A 16,682-nucleotide genomic window follows, 5' to 3' on the forward strand; every position below is an offset into this window, starting at 1 on the left:
CCACCTCCGCATAGTTGAGTAGGGCTGTAAAAGCTGATGAAATCAGCGTGGTAGAGCCCACTCAACCACTGCGTCTTGCTCGATAATCCAAAGACAATTGAGAGGCTAGGACTTTTGTCCGGGCCTCTTTTTTGATGTTTTCAATAATTATAGCTTGAAACTATATCCTATTCAAGAAAACAAGATTAACGCAAATCATTGTGGATGATGGGATGGACTGTTATAATAACCTTATTCGTTTATCTCATGTAGCACTTATAGGAAAGGAATCCATATGTCAGATTTACTAAGTATTTATAAAGAATTGCAAGCAAAAAAATGGGTGGACTTGAGTCACCAAATCAATGCAGAAAGTCCACACTTCCCTGCCCTTCCTGCCTTGAAACAAGAAGACCTCTTCACATTAAAAGACGGTTTCCATGTTCAAAAATTTACAGTGGTTGGTCAATACGGAACGCATATTGATGCACCAATTCACTTTGTAGAAGGGGGCCGTTGGTTGGATGAGATTGACCTTAAAGATCTCCTCTTGCCACTCTATGTTATCGACAAGTCTAAAGAAGTTGCTGCGAATCCAAACTTTATCTTGAGCAAACAAGATATCTTAGATTTTGAAGCTGAACATGGACAAATTGTAGAAGGAGCTTTTGTTGCCTTCCGTAGTGATTGGTCAAAACGTTGGCCAGATCAAGATGCTATGCGTAACCTCGATGAAAATGGGGTTCAACAAAGTCCAGGATGGAGCCGAGAAGCTTTGGAATTCTTGATTCATGAACGCCATGTCAAGGCTGTGGGTCATGAAACTTTCGATACTGATGCAGGTATTCCAGCAGCAGAGCATGGCTTGGTCAATGAATACTACCTTTTGGAACAAAATATCTACCAAGTTGAAGTCTTGAACCACTTGGATCAAGTACCAGCAGTAGGTGCCTTGATTTCAATTGCCTTCCCTCACTGGGATAAGGCAACTGGTTCACCTGTTCGTGCCATTGCTATCTTGCCATAAACAACAGAGAGAGTGGAACAGAAATCGGTAATTCGTTAGAATTCGATTTCGTCGTCCCACCTCCGCACAGTTGAGTAGGGCTGTAAAAGCTGATGATATCAGCGTAGTAGAGCCCACTCAACCACTGCGTCTTACTCGACAATCCAAAGACAATTGAGAGGCCGGACTTTTGTCCCAGTCTCTTTTTTTAATATCTTAAGAACATGACTAGTGAATCTAGATTTCATTTCTTTCGAAGGTTCTTATCTTACAAAAATGTAAGGTAAGAAAGGTAAAATGAAAGATTAGACTATGGAAGCTTCAGCGATGATACATTAAAATTTAAACAGAAGAAAAAGGCTTGTCGAACAAACCTTTTCTGATATTAGCGCATGGTAACGAATTCTTCGGATCCAGTTGGATGAATAGCGACGGTTGCATCGAAATCAGCTTTTGTGGCTCCCATCTTGATAGCAACGGCAAATCCTTGGATCATTTCATCCACCCCGTATCCAAGACCATGGAGACCGACAACGGTTTCTTCCGGTCCTGCAGTGATGAGTTTAAATTTAGCCAACTGACGATGTTGGGTCACAGCTGAATACATCGAGGCGAAACTTGAAGTATAAACCTTGATAGCTTCTTTTCCATATTGTTTTTCGGCTTCTTCTTGAGTGAAACCGACTGTACCAATAGCGGGATGGGAAAAGACAACGGTCGGAATGGTTGCGTAGTCCATTTTAGCATCGGTTTTTCCATTAAAGAGCCGTTCGGATAGGGTACGCCCCGCCTTGATAGCGACAGGAGTTAATTCTTTTTCTCCTGTGACATCCCCAAGAGCATAGATACCAGGAACAACCGTATTCTGGTATTCATCTACTGCAATGAATCCTTTCTCATTTAAAGTGACACCTGCAGCTTCTAGATGGAGGTCTTGGACGTTTGGTTTTCGTCCAGTTGCCCAGATGACATGATCAGCGACAAAAGATGTTTGGTCTTCGAAATACACTCGGATTTGACCATTTTCTTCCTTAGTCAGTCGGACAGGAACCTTGTGAGGATGGAGAGGCAATCCTTGTTTATCCATCTCCTCCATTAAGCCATCGACAATGTAAGAATCAAACTTTCTTAAGGGACGATCTCCTCGAACGAAGAGGTCTGTCTTAACACCAAGGGCATGGAGGACACCGGCTAGTTCTACCGCAATGTAGCCAGCGCCAATAATGGTAACTGATTTTGGTAGTTCTTCCCAAGCAAAGACATCGTCAGAGGTTTCTCCTAGGTCTGCTCCAGGTAGATCTGGGATGTAAGCATGAGCCCCTGTAGCGATCACAATGTGTTTAGCCTTGATGGTTTCTCCGTTGACTTCAACTGTATGGGCGTCGACAAAGCGAGCGCGACCTTGGATATATTCCACACCGTTTCGTTTAAAACTGCCATCATAAGAAGAACGAGCCCGATCAATATAGGCTTCGCGATTTTTTCTTAAGGTCGCAAAATCAAAATTGCTCTGTTCAGAAATAAACCCATAATCTGGACCGTAATCACGAATGGCTTCAGCAATTTGGGCGCCATACCACATAATTTTTTTAGGGACACATCCTTTGTTGACACAGGTCCCACCTAGCTGCTTTTCTTCAATAACAGCGGCGCGGGCTCCATGTTCTCCAGCTCGGTTCATGGTAGCAATCCCTCCGCTACCTCCACCAATGGAGATAATATCAAATTCTTTCATGGTTAGTACTCCTTTGTTGATTTACACTTCCATTGTAACAACAAAGGTTACAAAATTCAAGAAATTGCCATCGTTGAATAGGAGGAGAAAACAAGATAGCAAAAAAAACGTGCAAAACAGATGATTCTGAATTGAAAAATGAGGAAATATGATATACTAAACTTATAATTTGAAACGCTTTCGAATATTGGAGGAAAGAAATGAAGAAATTTAAAAAATGGCAAATTATTACAGCGACAGGTGCTGCACTAGCAGTTGTAGGAATGGGGAGCTGGCTTGCCTTTGGAAAATCAGGCAGTGGCCCTGAAGAAATGGTCGATATGACACCTATGGTACAAACCGTGAAAGAAGGTTCGATTGCTTCCTCTGTTTTATTGACAGGTAAGGTCACAGCCAATCAAGAACAATATATTTATTTTGACGGAACTAAAGGAGATTTGCAATCCATCCTAGTGAATGTCGGGGATCAAGTAACCGCCGGCCAAGCTATTGTTCAATATAGTAGTACAGAAGCGCAATCTGCCTATGACGCAGCGGTACGTGCGGTTAATAAGGCAGATCGTCAATTGAACGATCTCATGACCAATGGAGTGACCATTGATACAACAGGGGATGAGGAAGCAGATAGCAAATCAGCCTCTCAAGCCCAACGCTCTTTGGACACACAAGTGGGTGATTTACGCGATGCCCGTGCGGATGCTGTAGCCAATATGGAAAAAGCTAAAGCTTTGTTGGATGCTACAACCGTAAAAAGTAGTACAGATGGAACGGTTGTAGAAGTCAATAAAGATGTCTCCAAATCAACAACCGGAACCAACCAAACCCTTGTTCATATCGTCAGCAACGGTAACCTTCAAGTAAAAGGTGAGTTGTCTGAGTACAATCTAGCAAACATTTCAGTTGGTCAGGAAGTGACCTTAACCTCTAAGGTCTATCCTGGGAAAAAATGGACTGGAAAGATTAGCTACGTTGCCAATTATCCGACAGATGCTGGTCAGGCTGGTGCAAATGCCGCAGGTTCTGGACAAGGAACAGGGGGAGCTAAATATCCATTTACGGTAGATATTACCAGTGAGATCGGTGATTTGAAACAAGGTTTCTCTGTCAATATTGAAGTAAAAAGTTCAACCATCCATCCTTTGGTTCCTGTGACAAGTGTCTTATCAGATGGCGATCAAAGCTATGTTTGGACGATTGAAGCTGGCAAGGCTAAAAAAGTCATGGTTACCTTAGGAAATGCAGATGCAGAAAATCAAGAAGTCTTATCTGGTTTGAACAAGGATGCTCAAGTCATCACCAACCCTTCTGGCGATTTGGAAGATGGGAAAGAGGTCGGAAAATATGACAAAATTGATTGAGCTGAAAAACATCAATAAAAGTTATCAAAATGGTGATCAAACCTTACAGGTATTAAAGGATATCCATTTAGATGTGGAAGAAGGGGAATTTCTAGCTATTATGGGACCTTCCGGGTCTGGGAAATCTACCCTAATGAACATTATTGGCCTTCTAGATCGTCCGACCAGTGGTGAGTACAGGCTAGAGGGGGAAGAAGTAGGAAATCTTAGTGAGAAGAAATTAGCCCAGGTTCGCAATGAGCAAATAGGCTTTGTCTTCCAACAATTCTTTCTCCTATCAAAACTCAATGCCTTTCAAAACGTCGAGCTTCCCTTGATTTATGCAGGAGTGAATCCTTCTAAACGAAAGGAATTAGCTGAACAATTTTTAAAGAAAGTTGAACTAGATACGCGGATGCACCATCTTCCTTCGGAATTGTCTGGAGGGCAAAAACAACGGGTGGCCATTGCGCGTGCTTTGGTCAATCATCCTTCTATTATCTTAGCGGATGAACCAACTGGAGCTCTCGACTCCAAAACTGGCGATCAAATTATGGAGCTCTTGACAGCACTCAATCAAGAAGGGAAAACCATCATCATGGTAACCCACGAAACGGAGATTGCCGCTTATGCCAAACGGCAGATTGTCATTCGAGATGGGGTTATATCCTCGGATAGCCGCAATGAAAGGAGGGCCTGATGCAGAACTGGAAATTCGCCATTAGTTCCATTTTGGGACATAAAATGAGATCGTTCTTAACCATGGTAGGGATTATCATCGGGGTTGCCTCGGTCGTTGTCATCATGGCTCTCGGAGATGGGATGAAAGCTGGAGTAACTAAGACCTTTACCAAGGATCAGCAATATGTTCAGATTTCGTACTCCGCCCGAAAGAGTGGCTACATGACTGGTTTTAATCTTGGCCCAGAACCTGTCTCAGAAGAAGGTGGTGCTGAAGGTGGTGGGGAAGGCGGTGTTGCAAGTGAAGAAGACCAAGGAATGTCACCGCCAGCTGGCTATGGAGAGGAAAGTAGCGAAGATGTTGACAACCCAATCCTTGAAACACCACCCGTCGTTCAAGAAGAATGGGTCAAGGAACTGACCAAGATTCCTGGCATTGATGGCTACTATGTTGGTAATACAGCCAATGCCACTATCTCCTTTCAGAAGAAAAAATCTGAAGGGGTGAATATCATGGGGGTCAATGATACCTATTTCTCTGTCAGAAAATTTGAATTGGTTTCAGGAAGAAAACTAAATGCTTCAGACTATCAGAGTTTTTCACGGGTCATCATGTTGGATGAAGGCTTAGCTTCGACCTTATTTGGGACGGAAAGTGCCCTTAACCAAGTGGTTGCTGTCGGAGACAATAACTATCGGGTGGTAGGAATCTTCAAGGATCCAAATGCTGGATCTGCTTTGTATGGAGTTTCTTCTGGAGGGAGTGCCTTGATGGCTAATACCCAAGTCGCTTCAGAATTTGGAACAGAAGAAATTTCTACTATTGTGGTGCATATCCCGGATGTCAAACAGATTAAACCAACTGGAATCGAAGCAGCGAAAAAATTAACCGAGTTATCGGGAGTTCGCCAAGGAGAGTTCCAAATCTTTAACATGGATAGTATCTTGGAGCAGACCAATCAAATGCTTGGAATTATGACAACAGTCATCGGTGCGATTGCAGGAATCTCCCTTCTCGTTGGTGGGATTGGGGTCATGAATATCATGTTGGTTTCTGTGACTGAGCGGACACGTGAAATCGGTTTGAGAAAAGCCCTCGGAGCTACTCGTGGAAAAATCTTGATTCAATTCCTCATTGAATCCATGGTCTTGACCATGATGGGAGGAATTCTCGGTTTGGGATTGGCCTATGGTGTCAATGCCCTCATCGCCACAGCAGCTGCAGGTGCTCTAGAAGGACCTCCAGTCGTCTCCATGTCGGTGGCTATTGGAAGTATCATCTTTTCAGCTTGTGTCGGAATTGTCTTTGGTATCTTACCAGCAAGCAAGGCATCAAAACTCGATCCGATTGAAGCTCTTCGCTATGAATAAGGATGAATGACCTACATAGTTGATTCGGATGAAGTAAAATTTGATCATGAATGAATGGAATGTGATGGAAAAGGGAGAAGGAACCCTTTCCTTCCATTCCTTTTTTCATTTTTCCTGCTCAAGAATAGTGTATTTCCCCGTCAAATATGATAAAATAGGGGAGAATAACTTAGGAGGTTCCAAATGACTACTGAACATATGGAAGAATTAAATGACCAGCAGATTGTCCGTCGTGAGAAAATGGCGGCCCTTCGTGAACAAGGAATCGACCCATTTGGAAAGCGATTCGAACGTACTGCAGATTCTGGTCAATTGAAAGAAAAATATTCAGAATTAGATAAAGAACAACTTCATGACTTGAACGAAACAGCCATTATTGCGGGTCGTCTTGTGACCAAACGTGGAAAAGGAAAGGTTGGTTTTGCTCACCTTCAAGACCGTGAAGGTCAAATCCAAATTTACGTTCGTAAAGACGCAGTTGGTGAAGAAAATTATGAAATTTTCAAAAAGGCAGACCTTGGAGATTTCCTTGGGGTAGAAGGAGAAGTGATGCGGACAGACATGGGTGAGCTTTCAATCAAAGCTACTCACATCACACACTTGTCTAAAGCTCTTCGTCCCTTGCCTGAAAAATTCCACGGACTTTCAGATGTGGAAACCATCTACCGCAAACGTTACTTGGATTTGATTTCTAACCGTGAAAGTTTCGAGCGCTTTGTAACTCGTTCAAAAATCATCTCAGAAATCCGTCGTTACTTGGATGGTCAAGGCTTCCTTGAAGTAGAAACTCCTGTCCTTCACAACGAGGCTGGTGGAGCATCTGCGCGTCCGTTTATCACTCACCACAATGCCCAAAACATTGACATGGTCCTTCGTATTGCGACCGAACTTCACTTGAAACGCCTGATCGTTGGTGGAATGGAGCGCGTTTATGAAATCGGACGTATCTTCCGTAATGAAGGAATGGATGCTACTCACAACCCTGAATTCACATCCATTGAAGTCTACCAAGCCTATGCTGACTACCAAGATATTATGGACTTGACGGAAGGGATTATCCAACACGCTGCGAAAGCCATTCATGGGGATGGTCCTGTTAACTACCAAGGAACTGAAATCAAGATCAATGAACCATTCAAGCGTGTCCACATGGTGGATGCGATCAAGGAAATTGCTGGTATTGACTTCTGGCAGGAAATGAGCTTTGAAGAAGCAGCAGCCCTTGCCAAAGAAAAACATGTGCCAGTTGAAAAACACTACACTGAAGTGGGGCATATTATCAATGCCTTCTTCGAAGAATATGTGGAAGAAACCTTGACACAACCAACCTTTGTCTATGGACACCCTGTAGCTGTATCTCCATTGGCCAAGAAGAATGATGAAGATCCTCGTTTCACGGATCGTTTTGAGCTCTTCATCATGACCAAGGAATATGCCAATGCCTTTACAGAATTGAACGACCCAATCGACCAATTGGAACGCTTCAAAGCGCAGGCACGCGCCAAAGAATTGGGAGACGATGAAGCGACTGGTATTGACTACGACTATATTGAAGCTCTTGAATATGGTATGCCACCAACAGGAGGACTCGGAATCGGTATCGACCGTCTCTGCATGCTCCTTACTGACACAACTACTATTCGGGATGTTCTTCTCTTCCCAACTATGAAATAAGATAAAAGAAAACACTGATCGCAAGATCAGTGTTTTTTAGTCTTCCAAATAAGAGGTGTCATTCCAAGTTTCTAAGTGATAGTGCTCAAAATCATCTGTTGTCAAAATGGTCACACTGGCATTATTGAGGTCACCGTTTTTACGGAGTTCCTCTGGTTTATAGCCAAGTAGGGTCCGAATGGAAGCTGTTAAATTAGCCCCATGTCCAACGATAAGAACGGTATCGAACTCTTTTCCTTTCAGGCTTTTCACAAAATCACAGGTACGCTTGGTTGTTTCAGAAACGGATTCTGCCTCAAATAGGTCGTGATGGAATTGTGATAGATCGTGTCGGAAAGCCTTCATTTCCTCAGGATAGAGAGCTTTCAACTCCACAATTTTACCACCTTCTAGCCTACCAAGCTGCCATTCCCGTAGAGCAGGAGTCTCTTGGAGGGAGGTAGGATGCTGATTTTGCTTGAGGAGGATTTGAGCAGTATGGACGGCTCTAGGCAAATCGCTTGAATAAGCTGCATCAAAGTGTGTTTGAGATAGATGCCGACCCAAGGCTTCTAACTGCTGGATGGAAGATTCTAAAAGCGGGGAGTCGCCGTTTGCCCCTTGGATACGGCCCTCCTCGTTCCACTCAGTGCGTCCATGACGGACAAAATATAGTTTCATAGTAGTTTTATCCTTTACTCAACCAAATCCTCGAAGCTAGCCTTGACCAAATCAGCTAAATCTTGCGCCTTGATTTGAATACTGTGACCAACTTCACCTGCAGAGACAATCATCTGATCAAGTTCCAAGGCAGATTGGTCAATGAAAATAGGGTAGTTGTGTTTTTGTCGAATGCCGACAGGATTATTGGCCCCGTGGACATAGCCTGTTGTTTTTTCTAAGTCTTTCTGTGGAATCATGCTGACTTTTTTATTGCCAGATAGTTTGGCCAATTTTTTCTCTGACAAGTGGGCAGAGATGGGAACAATTCCGATAACAGGACCAGTTTTATCGCCAGTTAGAGCCAATGTCTTATAAATTTGCTCAGTCCTAATCCCTTCTGGAATTATTCCTTCAAGGGCATTGATTTGTAATCCCATATGGGGGATTTTTGCTTTTTGCAAAATTTGTTCCACCAATGTTTTTTTTACTTTTTGTTTTTTCGCCATCTTACTGTTGTCTTTCTCTAAATTTTCTAATATTATATCATACTCTTTGAGTTGCAGTTTAAGAGAAAAAGAGGCGTCTGCCTCTTTTAATTCTTTTCTACTGTAAATAGTTTTCGGTAGATTTTTTCTTGATCTTGTGTAGGTGCAATCTGGTTTAAGTCCAAGTAGTGGGTGAAGCCATTCAATTGCCCCTGAGAGGTGTACTGGTGAAGATCATACTCATCATCAGTAGATGGAGCCGCATTGTAGTAGCCATCATCATAACCATAAGTTGGAATCCAGAGGGCGGTAAATTTATCAGTGGAGATACTATGTTCCTCCATGAAGTAGGTCCCAATATAGATTCCGATATTTTTGGCTCCCAATGATGCTAGCTTGGCACGGAAGGCTTCCACTCCAGCGTTCATATCACCCATGGTTTTTTCTTCTACATCCAGCCAATAATAGGTTGGTTTGTATTTTTTGGATGCCTGATAGAACTCTTCTGCTTCCTTTTCCATTTCTTTCTTGTCCTTGGCAGCTACGTAAGCATATACCGCAACTGGAATATCTCGTTTTTGAAACTCTTTAATATGAGTTTCGTATGATTTGTCTATTCCATTTAAATAAGTCGCAGCATTTTCTTTTTTAGCTTGAGCGCCACTATGAACGCGAACAATGACTCCAGAAACATTCTGTGCTAAGAGATCATAATCAATCTCGCTTGGTAATTGCCAACCAGAGATGTCAATAATTGGTCGATTCAAAAATTCTTGATCTAGTTCTTTTACTGAATCAGAAGAAGAGGAAGATGGGACTTTTGATTGATTGGTTTTCTTTACCTCTTGTGTGGTCTTGCTTCTAGCAAGTTGATTCCTTTGAATATCTGCTACTGTCTTAGAAATGAGCAGAAAGGAAAAGATGCTTAGGAAAAAGACGAAGAGGACAATTGGTTTAATCCTTTTTCTCATACAGAATCATTTTACCGCAAAAGATGGAAAAAGGCAAAACAAAGGGTCTGAAAGCGCAAAAACAAACGATTGTCGTAAAAATGCGGATTACTTTTTTGGACTAAGCTAGTAGGAGGAAAAAAAGGGCTAGACTGATCTGATTAATCCTCTATGACAGGTGAAAAACCGAATCTTATTTGATATTTCCTTTTTTTTACTATTGAAAGGTGATATAATGAAGACTGAAAATTAGAAGTATGGGTGTTACATGAAATTAGAAAAACGTCATTTTTTAAACTATTCAATCCTGATTCCGTACCTCCTTTTGTCAATATTAGGATTGATTATTGTCTACTCGACAACGAGTGCATTAGCCATCCAAAAAGGAGTTAGTCCTTTTGGGATGATCAAAAGCCAGGGAATCTTTTTTGTTCTGAGTTTGGTTACCATTCTCTTTATCTATAAGGTGAAATTGAATAACCTTAAGAAAAAGGCTTTCATTGGGATTGTTATCATTGCGGAGACGATCCTTCTCTTGCTATCGCGTTTTATCACAGACACGGTGAATGGGGCGCATGGGTGGTTGAATTTTGGAGGTTTCTCAATTCAGCCAGCTGAGTACTTGAAAATTATCCTAGTTTGGTATTTGGCCTTAGTTTTCTCTAAAAAGCAAGAAGAGATTCAGCAATATGATTACCAGGCACTTACCCATAATCAATGGATTCCTCGTGATTTGGCAGATTGGCGTTGGATGGTGCTCTTCTTGATCGCTATTGTAGTAATCATGCCAGACTTAGGAAATGCGACCATTCTCGCACTAACAACTTTAATCATGATTAGTGCAAGTGGGATAGCCTACCGCTGGTTCTCAAGCCTATTAGCTATGCTAGTGGGGGGATCGACTGTTCTCCTTTATTCCATCAAGTTAATTGGGGTTGAGAGATTTTCTAAAATCCCTGTCTTTGGATATGTAGCGAAACGTTTCAGTGCTTTTTATAATCCCTTTAATGATTTATCAGATTCTGGACACCAATTGGCCAATTCCTATTACGCCATGAGTAATGGGGGCTGGTTTGGCTTAGGGCTTGGAAATTCGATTGAAAAGCAAGGGTATTTGCCAGAAGCACATACAGACTTTGTCTTTTCGATCGTCATTGAAGAACTTGGTTTTGTGGGAGCTAGTCTCATCTTAGCCTTGTTGTTCTTCTTAATTTTGCGTATTATTCTTGTGGGGATACGGGCAAGAGATCCATTTAATTCGATGATGGCCATCGGTATAGGAGGGATGCTTCTGACTCAAACCTTTATTAATATTGGTGGGATTTCTGGGTTGATTCCTTCGACAGGGGTGACCTTCCCCTTCCTATCACAAGGAGGAAATAGTTTGTGGGTCTTATCTATTGCGATTGCCCTTGTCTTGAATATTGATGCGAGTGAAAAGCGCGCCCTAGCTACTCAAGAGGCCCCTTCTTACGAGAAGCCTCAGAAAATCCAAAGCTATTACTAAACCGGAGTGAGTAAAGAAAGGAGTTATCATGACTTTACAAAAACTAGAGAGCTATACCAACAAAGAGATTATCAAAGAAGAAGTTGAGATTTTAACCACTATTTTAGAAGACATTGCTAAAAATTTGGTGAGTCCAGAAACCTTTGATAAGATTCTTGAATTGAAAAAACTATCTGTCTCAAAAGACTATTTAAAATTGGATCAAATTGTTAGAGAGCTATCAAATGAAGAGATGATCGTGATTTCTCGATACTTTGCCATTCTCCCCTTATTGATTAATATCTCTGAAGATGTCGATTTGGCTTTTGAAATCAATCATCAGAATAATGTGGGACAGGACTATCTAGGAAAACTATCGTCAACCATCCGCCAGGTGGCTGAGACTGAAAATGCTCAGGAAATTTTGGAACGCCTCAACGTGGTACCAGTATTGACAGCTCATCCTACCCAAGTGCAACGGAAAACCATGTTGGACCTAACCACTCAGATTCACAGCCTTTTGCGCCAACATCGGGATGTGAAAGCAGGCTTGATGAACGAGACCAAATGGTACAATAATTTGCGTCGAAACATTGAAATTATGATGCAAACCGATATGATCCGTGAAAAGAAACTCAAGGTAACAAATGAGATTACCAATGTCATGGAATACTATAATAGTTCCTTCCTTCAGGCTGTTCCTAACTTAATGTTGGAATACAAACGTCTTGCCAAGGAGCAAGGGATCGAGTTACAGCAACCTAAACCGATTACGATGGGAATGTGGATTGGTGGAGACCGGGATGGGAATCCTTTTGTAACTGCTGAGACCTTGAAGCGATCAGCTACCATTCAAAGTGAAGTTATTCTAAACTACTATATTCAGAAAATATCTAGCCTATATCGGAATTTCTCCCTCTCTACCAATCTTTCAAAAACCAGTCAAGCGGTTGAAGAGATGGCGGCCCGTTCGAGTGATACCTCTGTCTTTAGAGAGAAGGAACCCTACCGTCGAGCCTTCCATTATATTCAATCCAAATTGGTCCAAACCTTATTGAATATTAAGGAATGGTCAGTAGTTGGCTCAACAGTAGATGAGCGCCATCCGATTGAACGTCTTCTCGGTGCTCACACCCATCAACAAGGAGTGGTTTCCGATTATATCGGTACCCGTATCAGTGGTGCTATCCAAGAGTTGGCAGAAGATCGTCCTCCTTATTACGAAACAGTTGAAGAATTTAAACAGGATTTGACCCTGATTCAAGAATCATTGATTGAAAATAAGGCAGAGGCTTTAATCTCAGGTGAGTTTGCTGAGTTATTAGAAGCAGTAGAGGTCTTTGGTTTCTTCTTGGCTTCGATTGACATGCGTCAAGATTCGAGTGTTCATGAAGCCTGTGTGGCAGAACTATTAAAAGAAGCAGGGATTAATGATCACTACAGTGATTTGTCAGAAGACGAAAAGTGCGAGTTGCTGTTACAAGAGTTGTTAGAAGATCCTCGGATTTTATCTGCTACCCATGCAGAAAAATCAGAATTGCTTGAGAAAGAATTAGCTATTTTCCAAACAGCGCGTGAATTAAAAGACCGCTTAGGAGAAGATGTCATTCGTCAAACCATTATTTCTCATGCAACCAGTGTATCGGATATGCTTGAGTTGGCCATCATGTTGAAAGAAGTGGGACTGATTGACAAGGAAAGCGCACGTGTGCAAATTGTTCCTCTCTTTGAGACAATCGAAGACTTGGACCAATCTGAAGATACGATGAGAAAGTATCTGTCACTTCCAATTGCTAAACGCTGGATTGCTTCTAAGAACAACTACCAAGAAATTATGCTTGGTTATTCTGATAGTAATAAAGACGGTGGTTATCTATCTTCTTGTTGGACTCTTTATAAAGCCCAACAACAATTAACAGCGATTGGTGACGAATTTGGTGTCAAGATCACCTTCTTCCATGGCCGTGGTGGAACGGTTGGTCGTGGTGGTGGCCCAACCTATGAAGCGATCACCTCACAACCATTGAGATCTATCAATGACCGAATTCGTTTGACTGAGCAAGGTGAGGTCATTGGCAACAAATATGGGAACAAGGATGCAGCTTATTACAACTTAGAAATGTTGGTCTCTGCAACGATTAACCGGATGATTGCTAAGAAGAAGAGTGAAAAGAGCATGTCCGATCAGTACAATGAGATTATGGATCAGATTGTCAATCGTAGCTACGATATTTATCGTGAACTGGTTTTTGGCAATGAACATTTCTATGATTACTTCTTCGAATCCAGTCCGATTAAGGCCATTTCTAGTTTTAATATTGGTTCCCGTCCGGCAGCCCGTAAGACCATCAAAGAAATCGGTGGCTTGCGTGCCATTCCTTGGGTCTTCTCATGGTCACAGAGCCGTGTGATGTTCCCTGGCTGGTACGGTGTAGGATCTAGTTTTAAAGAATTTATTGATGCAGACCCTGAAAACATTGAAACCTTGCGTTATATGTACCAAAAATGGCCATTCTTCAAGTCTCTTCTTTCAAACGTAGACATGGTGCTCTCAAAAGCCAATATGAACATTGCATTTGAATATGCTAAGCTGTGTGAAGAAGAGGAAGTTCGTGATATCTTCAATATTATCCTGGACGAATGGCAACTGACCAAGGATGTTATTTTACAAATTGAAGGGCATGATGAACTATTAGCTGAAAACCCTTATCTAAAAGATAGTTTAGATTATCGTATGCCATACTTTAATGTTCTGAACTATATTCAATTAGAATTAATTAAACGCCAAAGACGTGGTGAATTGCCTGCAGATCAGGACAAGTTGATTCATATCACCATCAATGGTGTCGCGACAGGATTGCGTAATTCTGGTTAAAAAAATCGGAACCCTTGTTCCGATTTTTTTCTATTCAGAATCAGGCGAGACAGGGGATTTTATGGGAGATTTTTGAAAGCTTGATCAAGTTCTTTCTGCTAGATGGAAAAATAAAAGATAAGAAAAGGAATAATTAAGAAAATATAGGTAAAAGGCTTGCAATTTCATCTAAAATTAGATAGAATAGTAAGGAAAGTTAGACTGTATTGCCTACTGTCTATCTATAAAATATATTTTATTGGAGGCTTTTACTCAAATGGCAAAAGAAAAATACGATCGTAGTAAACCACACGTTAACATTGGTACTATCGGACACGTTGACCACGGTAAAACTACCCTAACTGCAGCTATCACAACTGTTTTGGCACGTCGCTTGCCTTCATCAGTTAACCAACCAAAAGACTATGCGTCTATCGATGCTGCTCCAGAAGAACGCGAACGCGGTATCACTATCAACACTGCGCACGTTGAGTACGAAACTGAAAAACGTCACTACGCTCACATCGACGCTCCAGGACACGCGGACTACGTTAAAAACATGATCACTGGTGCCGCTCAAATGGACGGAGCTATCCTTGTAGTAGCTTCAACTGACGGACCAATGCCACAAACTCGTGAGCACATCCTTCTTTCACGTCAGGTTGGTGTTAAACACTTGATCGTCTTCATGAACAAAGTTGACTTGGTTGACGATGAAGAATTGCTTGAATTGGTTGAAATGGAAATCCGTGACCTTCTTTCAGAATACGATTTCCCAGGTGATGACCTTCCAGTTATCCAAGGTTCAGCTCTTAAAGCTCTTGAAGGTGATGCTAAATACGAAGACATCATCATGGACTTGATGAACACTGTTGATGAGTACATCCCAGAACCAGAACGCGATACTGACAAACCATTGCTTCTTCCAGTCGAAGACGTATTCTCAATCACTGGACGTGGTACTGTAGCATCAGGACGTATCGACCGTGGTATCGTTAAAGTCAACGACGAAATCGAAATCGTTGGTATTAAAGAAGAAATCCAAAAAGCGGTTGTTACTGGTGTTGAAATGTTCCGTAAACAACTTGACGAAGGTCTTGCAGGGGACAACGTTGGTGTGCTTCTTCGTGGTATCCAACGTGATGAAATCGAACGTGGACAAGTTATCGCTAAACCAGGTTCAATCAACCCACACACTAAATTCAAAGGTGAAGTTTACATCCTTACTAAAGAAGAAGGTGGACGTCATACTCCATTCTTCAACAACTACCGTCCACAGTTCTACTTCCGTACAACTGACGTAACTGGATCTATCGAACTTCCAGCTGGAACTGAAATGGTAATGCCTGGTGATAACGTGACTATCGACGTTGAGTTGATCCACCCAATCGCCGTTGAACAAGGTACTACATTCTCAATCCGTGAAGGTGGACGTACTGTTGGTTCAGGTATGGTTACTGAAATCGAAGCTTAATTCGATCTAGTTCCCAGATTAACAATTATATAGACAGACAGAAAACCCCGTGAAGACGGGGTTTTTATTGTTTTATAAAGTAAAAGAGTTTGTGCAACCTTTCATTATCACGAAAATTATGGTAAAATAGTTAGTATAAAATTAGAAAAACGAGGTATGTGAAATGTCACGTAAACCATTTATTGCTGGTAACTGGAAAATGAACAAAAACCCAGAAGAAGCTAAAGCATTCGTTGAAGCAGTAGCATCAAAACTTCCTTCATCTGATCTTGTTGAAGCTGGGATTGCTGCACCTGCTCTTGACTTGACAACTGTTCTTGCTGCTGCTAAAGGTTCAAACCTTAAAGTTGCTGCTCAAAACTGCTACTTTGAAAACGCTGGTGCCTTCACTGGTGAAACTAGCCCACAAGTTTTGAAAGAAATCGGTACGGACTACGTTGTGATTGGTCACTCAGAACGTCGTGATTACTTCCACGAAACAGACGAAGACATCAACAAAAAAGCAAAAGCTATCTTTGCTAATGGTTTGCTTCCAATCATCTGTTGTGGTGAAAGCCTTGAAACTTACGAAGCTGGTAAAGCAGCAGAATTCGTAGGTGCTCAAGTATCTGCTGCTTTGGCTGGTTTGACTCCTGAGCAAGTAGCTGCAACTGTAATCGCTTATGAGCCAATCTGGGCGATTGGTACTGGTAAATCTGCATCACAAGACGATGCACAAAAAATGTGTAAAGTGGTTCGTGACGTTGTAGCTACTGACTTCGGTCAAGAAGTAGCTGACAAAGTACGTGTCCAATACGGTGGTTCAGTGAAACCTGAAAACGTTGCTGAATACATGGCTTGTCCAGACGTTGATGGAGCTCTTGTTGGTGGTGCATCACTTGATCCAGAAAGCTTCTTGGCATTGCTTGATTTCGTAAACTAATCGAACATAAAAAGAGAGTGGGACAGAAATCGGTAATTCGTTAGAATTCGATTTCGTCGTCCCACCTCCGCACAGTTGAGTAGGGC

Annotated in this window: 13 protein-coding genes; 9 read left to right on the plus strand and 4 right to left on the minus strand. The window is 41.9% G+C overall.

The annotated features are described in order from the left end of the window. The first annotated feature begins 274 nt into the window (after positions 1 to 274). A complete protein-coding gene (locus I2D56_RS05205) occupies positions 275 to 1,006 on the plus strand; it encodes a cyclase family protein (RefSeq protein ID WP_195323718.1) in 732 nt (243 codons plus the stop codon). Positions 1,007 to 1,370: 364 nt separating this feature from the next. Here the strand turns inward: I2D56_RS05205 and gorA are convergent, their stop codons facing one another. Beyond that, positions 1,371 to 2,720 (minus strand): glutathione-disulfide reductase, encoded by a 1,350-nt coding sequence (gene gorA, locus I2D56_RS05210; protein WP_195348118.1) that lies wholly within the window; start codon positions 2,718 to 2,720, stop codon positions 1,371 to 1,373. 200 nt (positions 2,721 to 2,920) lie between these two features. Between gorA and I2D56_RS05215 the strand changes: the two genes are divergently transcribed. The 4 genes from I2D56_RS05215 to lysS all read left to right on the plus strand — a co-directional run bounded on the left by I2D56_RS05215 (position 2,921) and on the right by lysS (position 7,783). Beyond that, positions 2,921 to 4,078, plus strand: coding sequence for an efflux RND transporter periplasmic adaptor subunit (locus I2D56_RS05215; protein WP_195348119.1), 1,158 nt, complete (start codon positions 2,921 to 2,923; stop codon positions 4,076 to 4,078). Beyond that, positions 4,062 to 4,757: an ABC transporter ATP-binding protein gene (locus I2D56_RS05220; protein ID WP_006595919.1), complete on the plus strand. Its 696-nt coding sequence runs from the start codon at positions 4,062 to 4,064 to the stop codon at positions 4,755 to 4,757. The genes I2D56_RS05215 and I2D56_RS05220 overlap by 17 nt, the downstream gene beginning before the upstream one ends. Continuing rightward, on the plus strand, positions 4,757 to 6,109 hold the full coding sequence (locus I2D56_RS05225) for an ABC transporter permease (protein ID WP_135782568.1): 1,353 nt from the start codon (positions 4,757 to 4,759) through the stop codon (positions 6,107 to 6,109). Before I2D56_RS05220 ends, I2D56_RS05225 begins: the two co-directional genes overlap by 1 nt. A 183-nt stretch (positions 6,110 to 6,292) precedes the next feature. Further along, complete coding sequence (lysS, locus tag I2D56_RS05230; protein WP_195348120.1) at positions 6,293 to 7,783, plus strand: lysine--tRNA ligase; 1,491 nt, start codon at positions 6,293 to 6,295, stop codon at positions 7,781 to 7,783. A gap of 36 nt (positions 7,784 to 7,819) precedes the next feature. On the opposite strand, the gene I2D56_RS05235 is transcribed toward lysS, so the two are convergent. The 3 genes from I2D56_RS05235 to I2D56_RS05245 all read right to left on the minus strand — a co-directional run bounded on the left by I2D56_RS05235 (position 7,820) and on the right by I2D56_RS05245 (position 9,881). Further along, positions 7,820 to 8,443: a histidine phosphatase family protein gene (locus tag I2D56_RS05235; RefSeq protein ID WP_195348121.1), complete on the minus strand. Its 624-nt coding sequence runs from the start codon at positions 8,441 to 8,443 to the stop codon at positions 7,820 to 7,822. Between the two features lie 14 nt (positions 8,444 to 8,457). Beyond that, positions 8,458 to 8,931 carry an aminoacyl-tRNA deacylase gene (locus tag I2D56_RS05240; RefSeq protein WP_023023863.1) on the minus strand — a complete coding sequence of 158 codons (474 nt, stop codon included), beginning with the start codon at positions 8,929 to 8,931 and terminating at the stop codon, positions 8,458 to 8,460. A gap of 86 nt (positions 8,932 to 9,017) precedes the next feature. After that, the gene (locus I2D56_RS05245; RefSeq protein WP_195348122.1) at positions 9,018 to 9,881 is read right to left on the minus strand and encodes a GH25 family lysozyme; all 864 of its coding nucleotides are present in this window, start codon (positions 9,879 to 9,881) and stop codon (positions 9,018 to 9,020) included. Positions 9,882 to 10,128: 247 nt separating this feature from the next. Here I2D56_RS05245 and ftsW point away from each other — a divergent pair, with 247 nt between their 5' ends. The 4 genes from ftsW (at position 10,129) to tpiA (ending at position 16,596) form a co-directional block, all read left to right on the plus strand. Then, a complete protein-coding gene (gene ftsW, locus I2D56_RS05250) occupies positions 10,129 to 11,367 on the plus strand; it encodes a cell division peptidoglycan polymerase FtsW (protein WP_117744475.1) in 1,239 nt (412 codons plus the stop codon). 28 nt (positions 11,368 to 11,395) lie between these two features. Then, entirely contained in the window at positions 11,396 to 14,221 is a 2,826-nt protein-coding gene (ppc, locus tag I2D56_RS05255) for a phosphoenolpyruvate carboxylase (protein WP_023023856.1), read from the plus strand. A 256-nt stretch (positions 14,222 to 14,477) separates the two neighbouring features. Further along, the gene (gene tuf, locus I2D56_RS05260) at positions 14,478 to 15,674 is read left to right on the plus strand and encodes an elongation factor Tu (protein WP_006595927.1); all 1,197 of its coding nucleotides are present in this window, start codon (positions 14,478 to 14,480) and stop codon (positions 15,672 to 15,674) included. 163 nt (positions 15,675 to 15,837) lie between these two features. After that, entirely contained in the window at positions 15,838 to 16,596 is a 759-nt protein-coding gene (gene tpiA, locus I2D56_RS05265; RefSeq protein ID WP_195348123.1) for a triose-phosphate isomerase, read from the plus strand. Positions 16,597 to 16,682 lie beyond the last annotated feature (86 nt).

The organism is Streptococcus australis, from assembly GCF_015553625.1.
Classification (GTDB): Bacteria; Bacillota; Bacilli; order Lactobacillales; family Streptococcaceae; genus Streptococcus; species Streptococcus australis_B.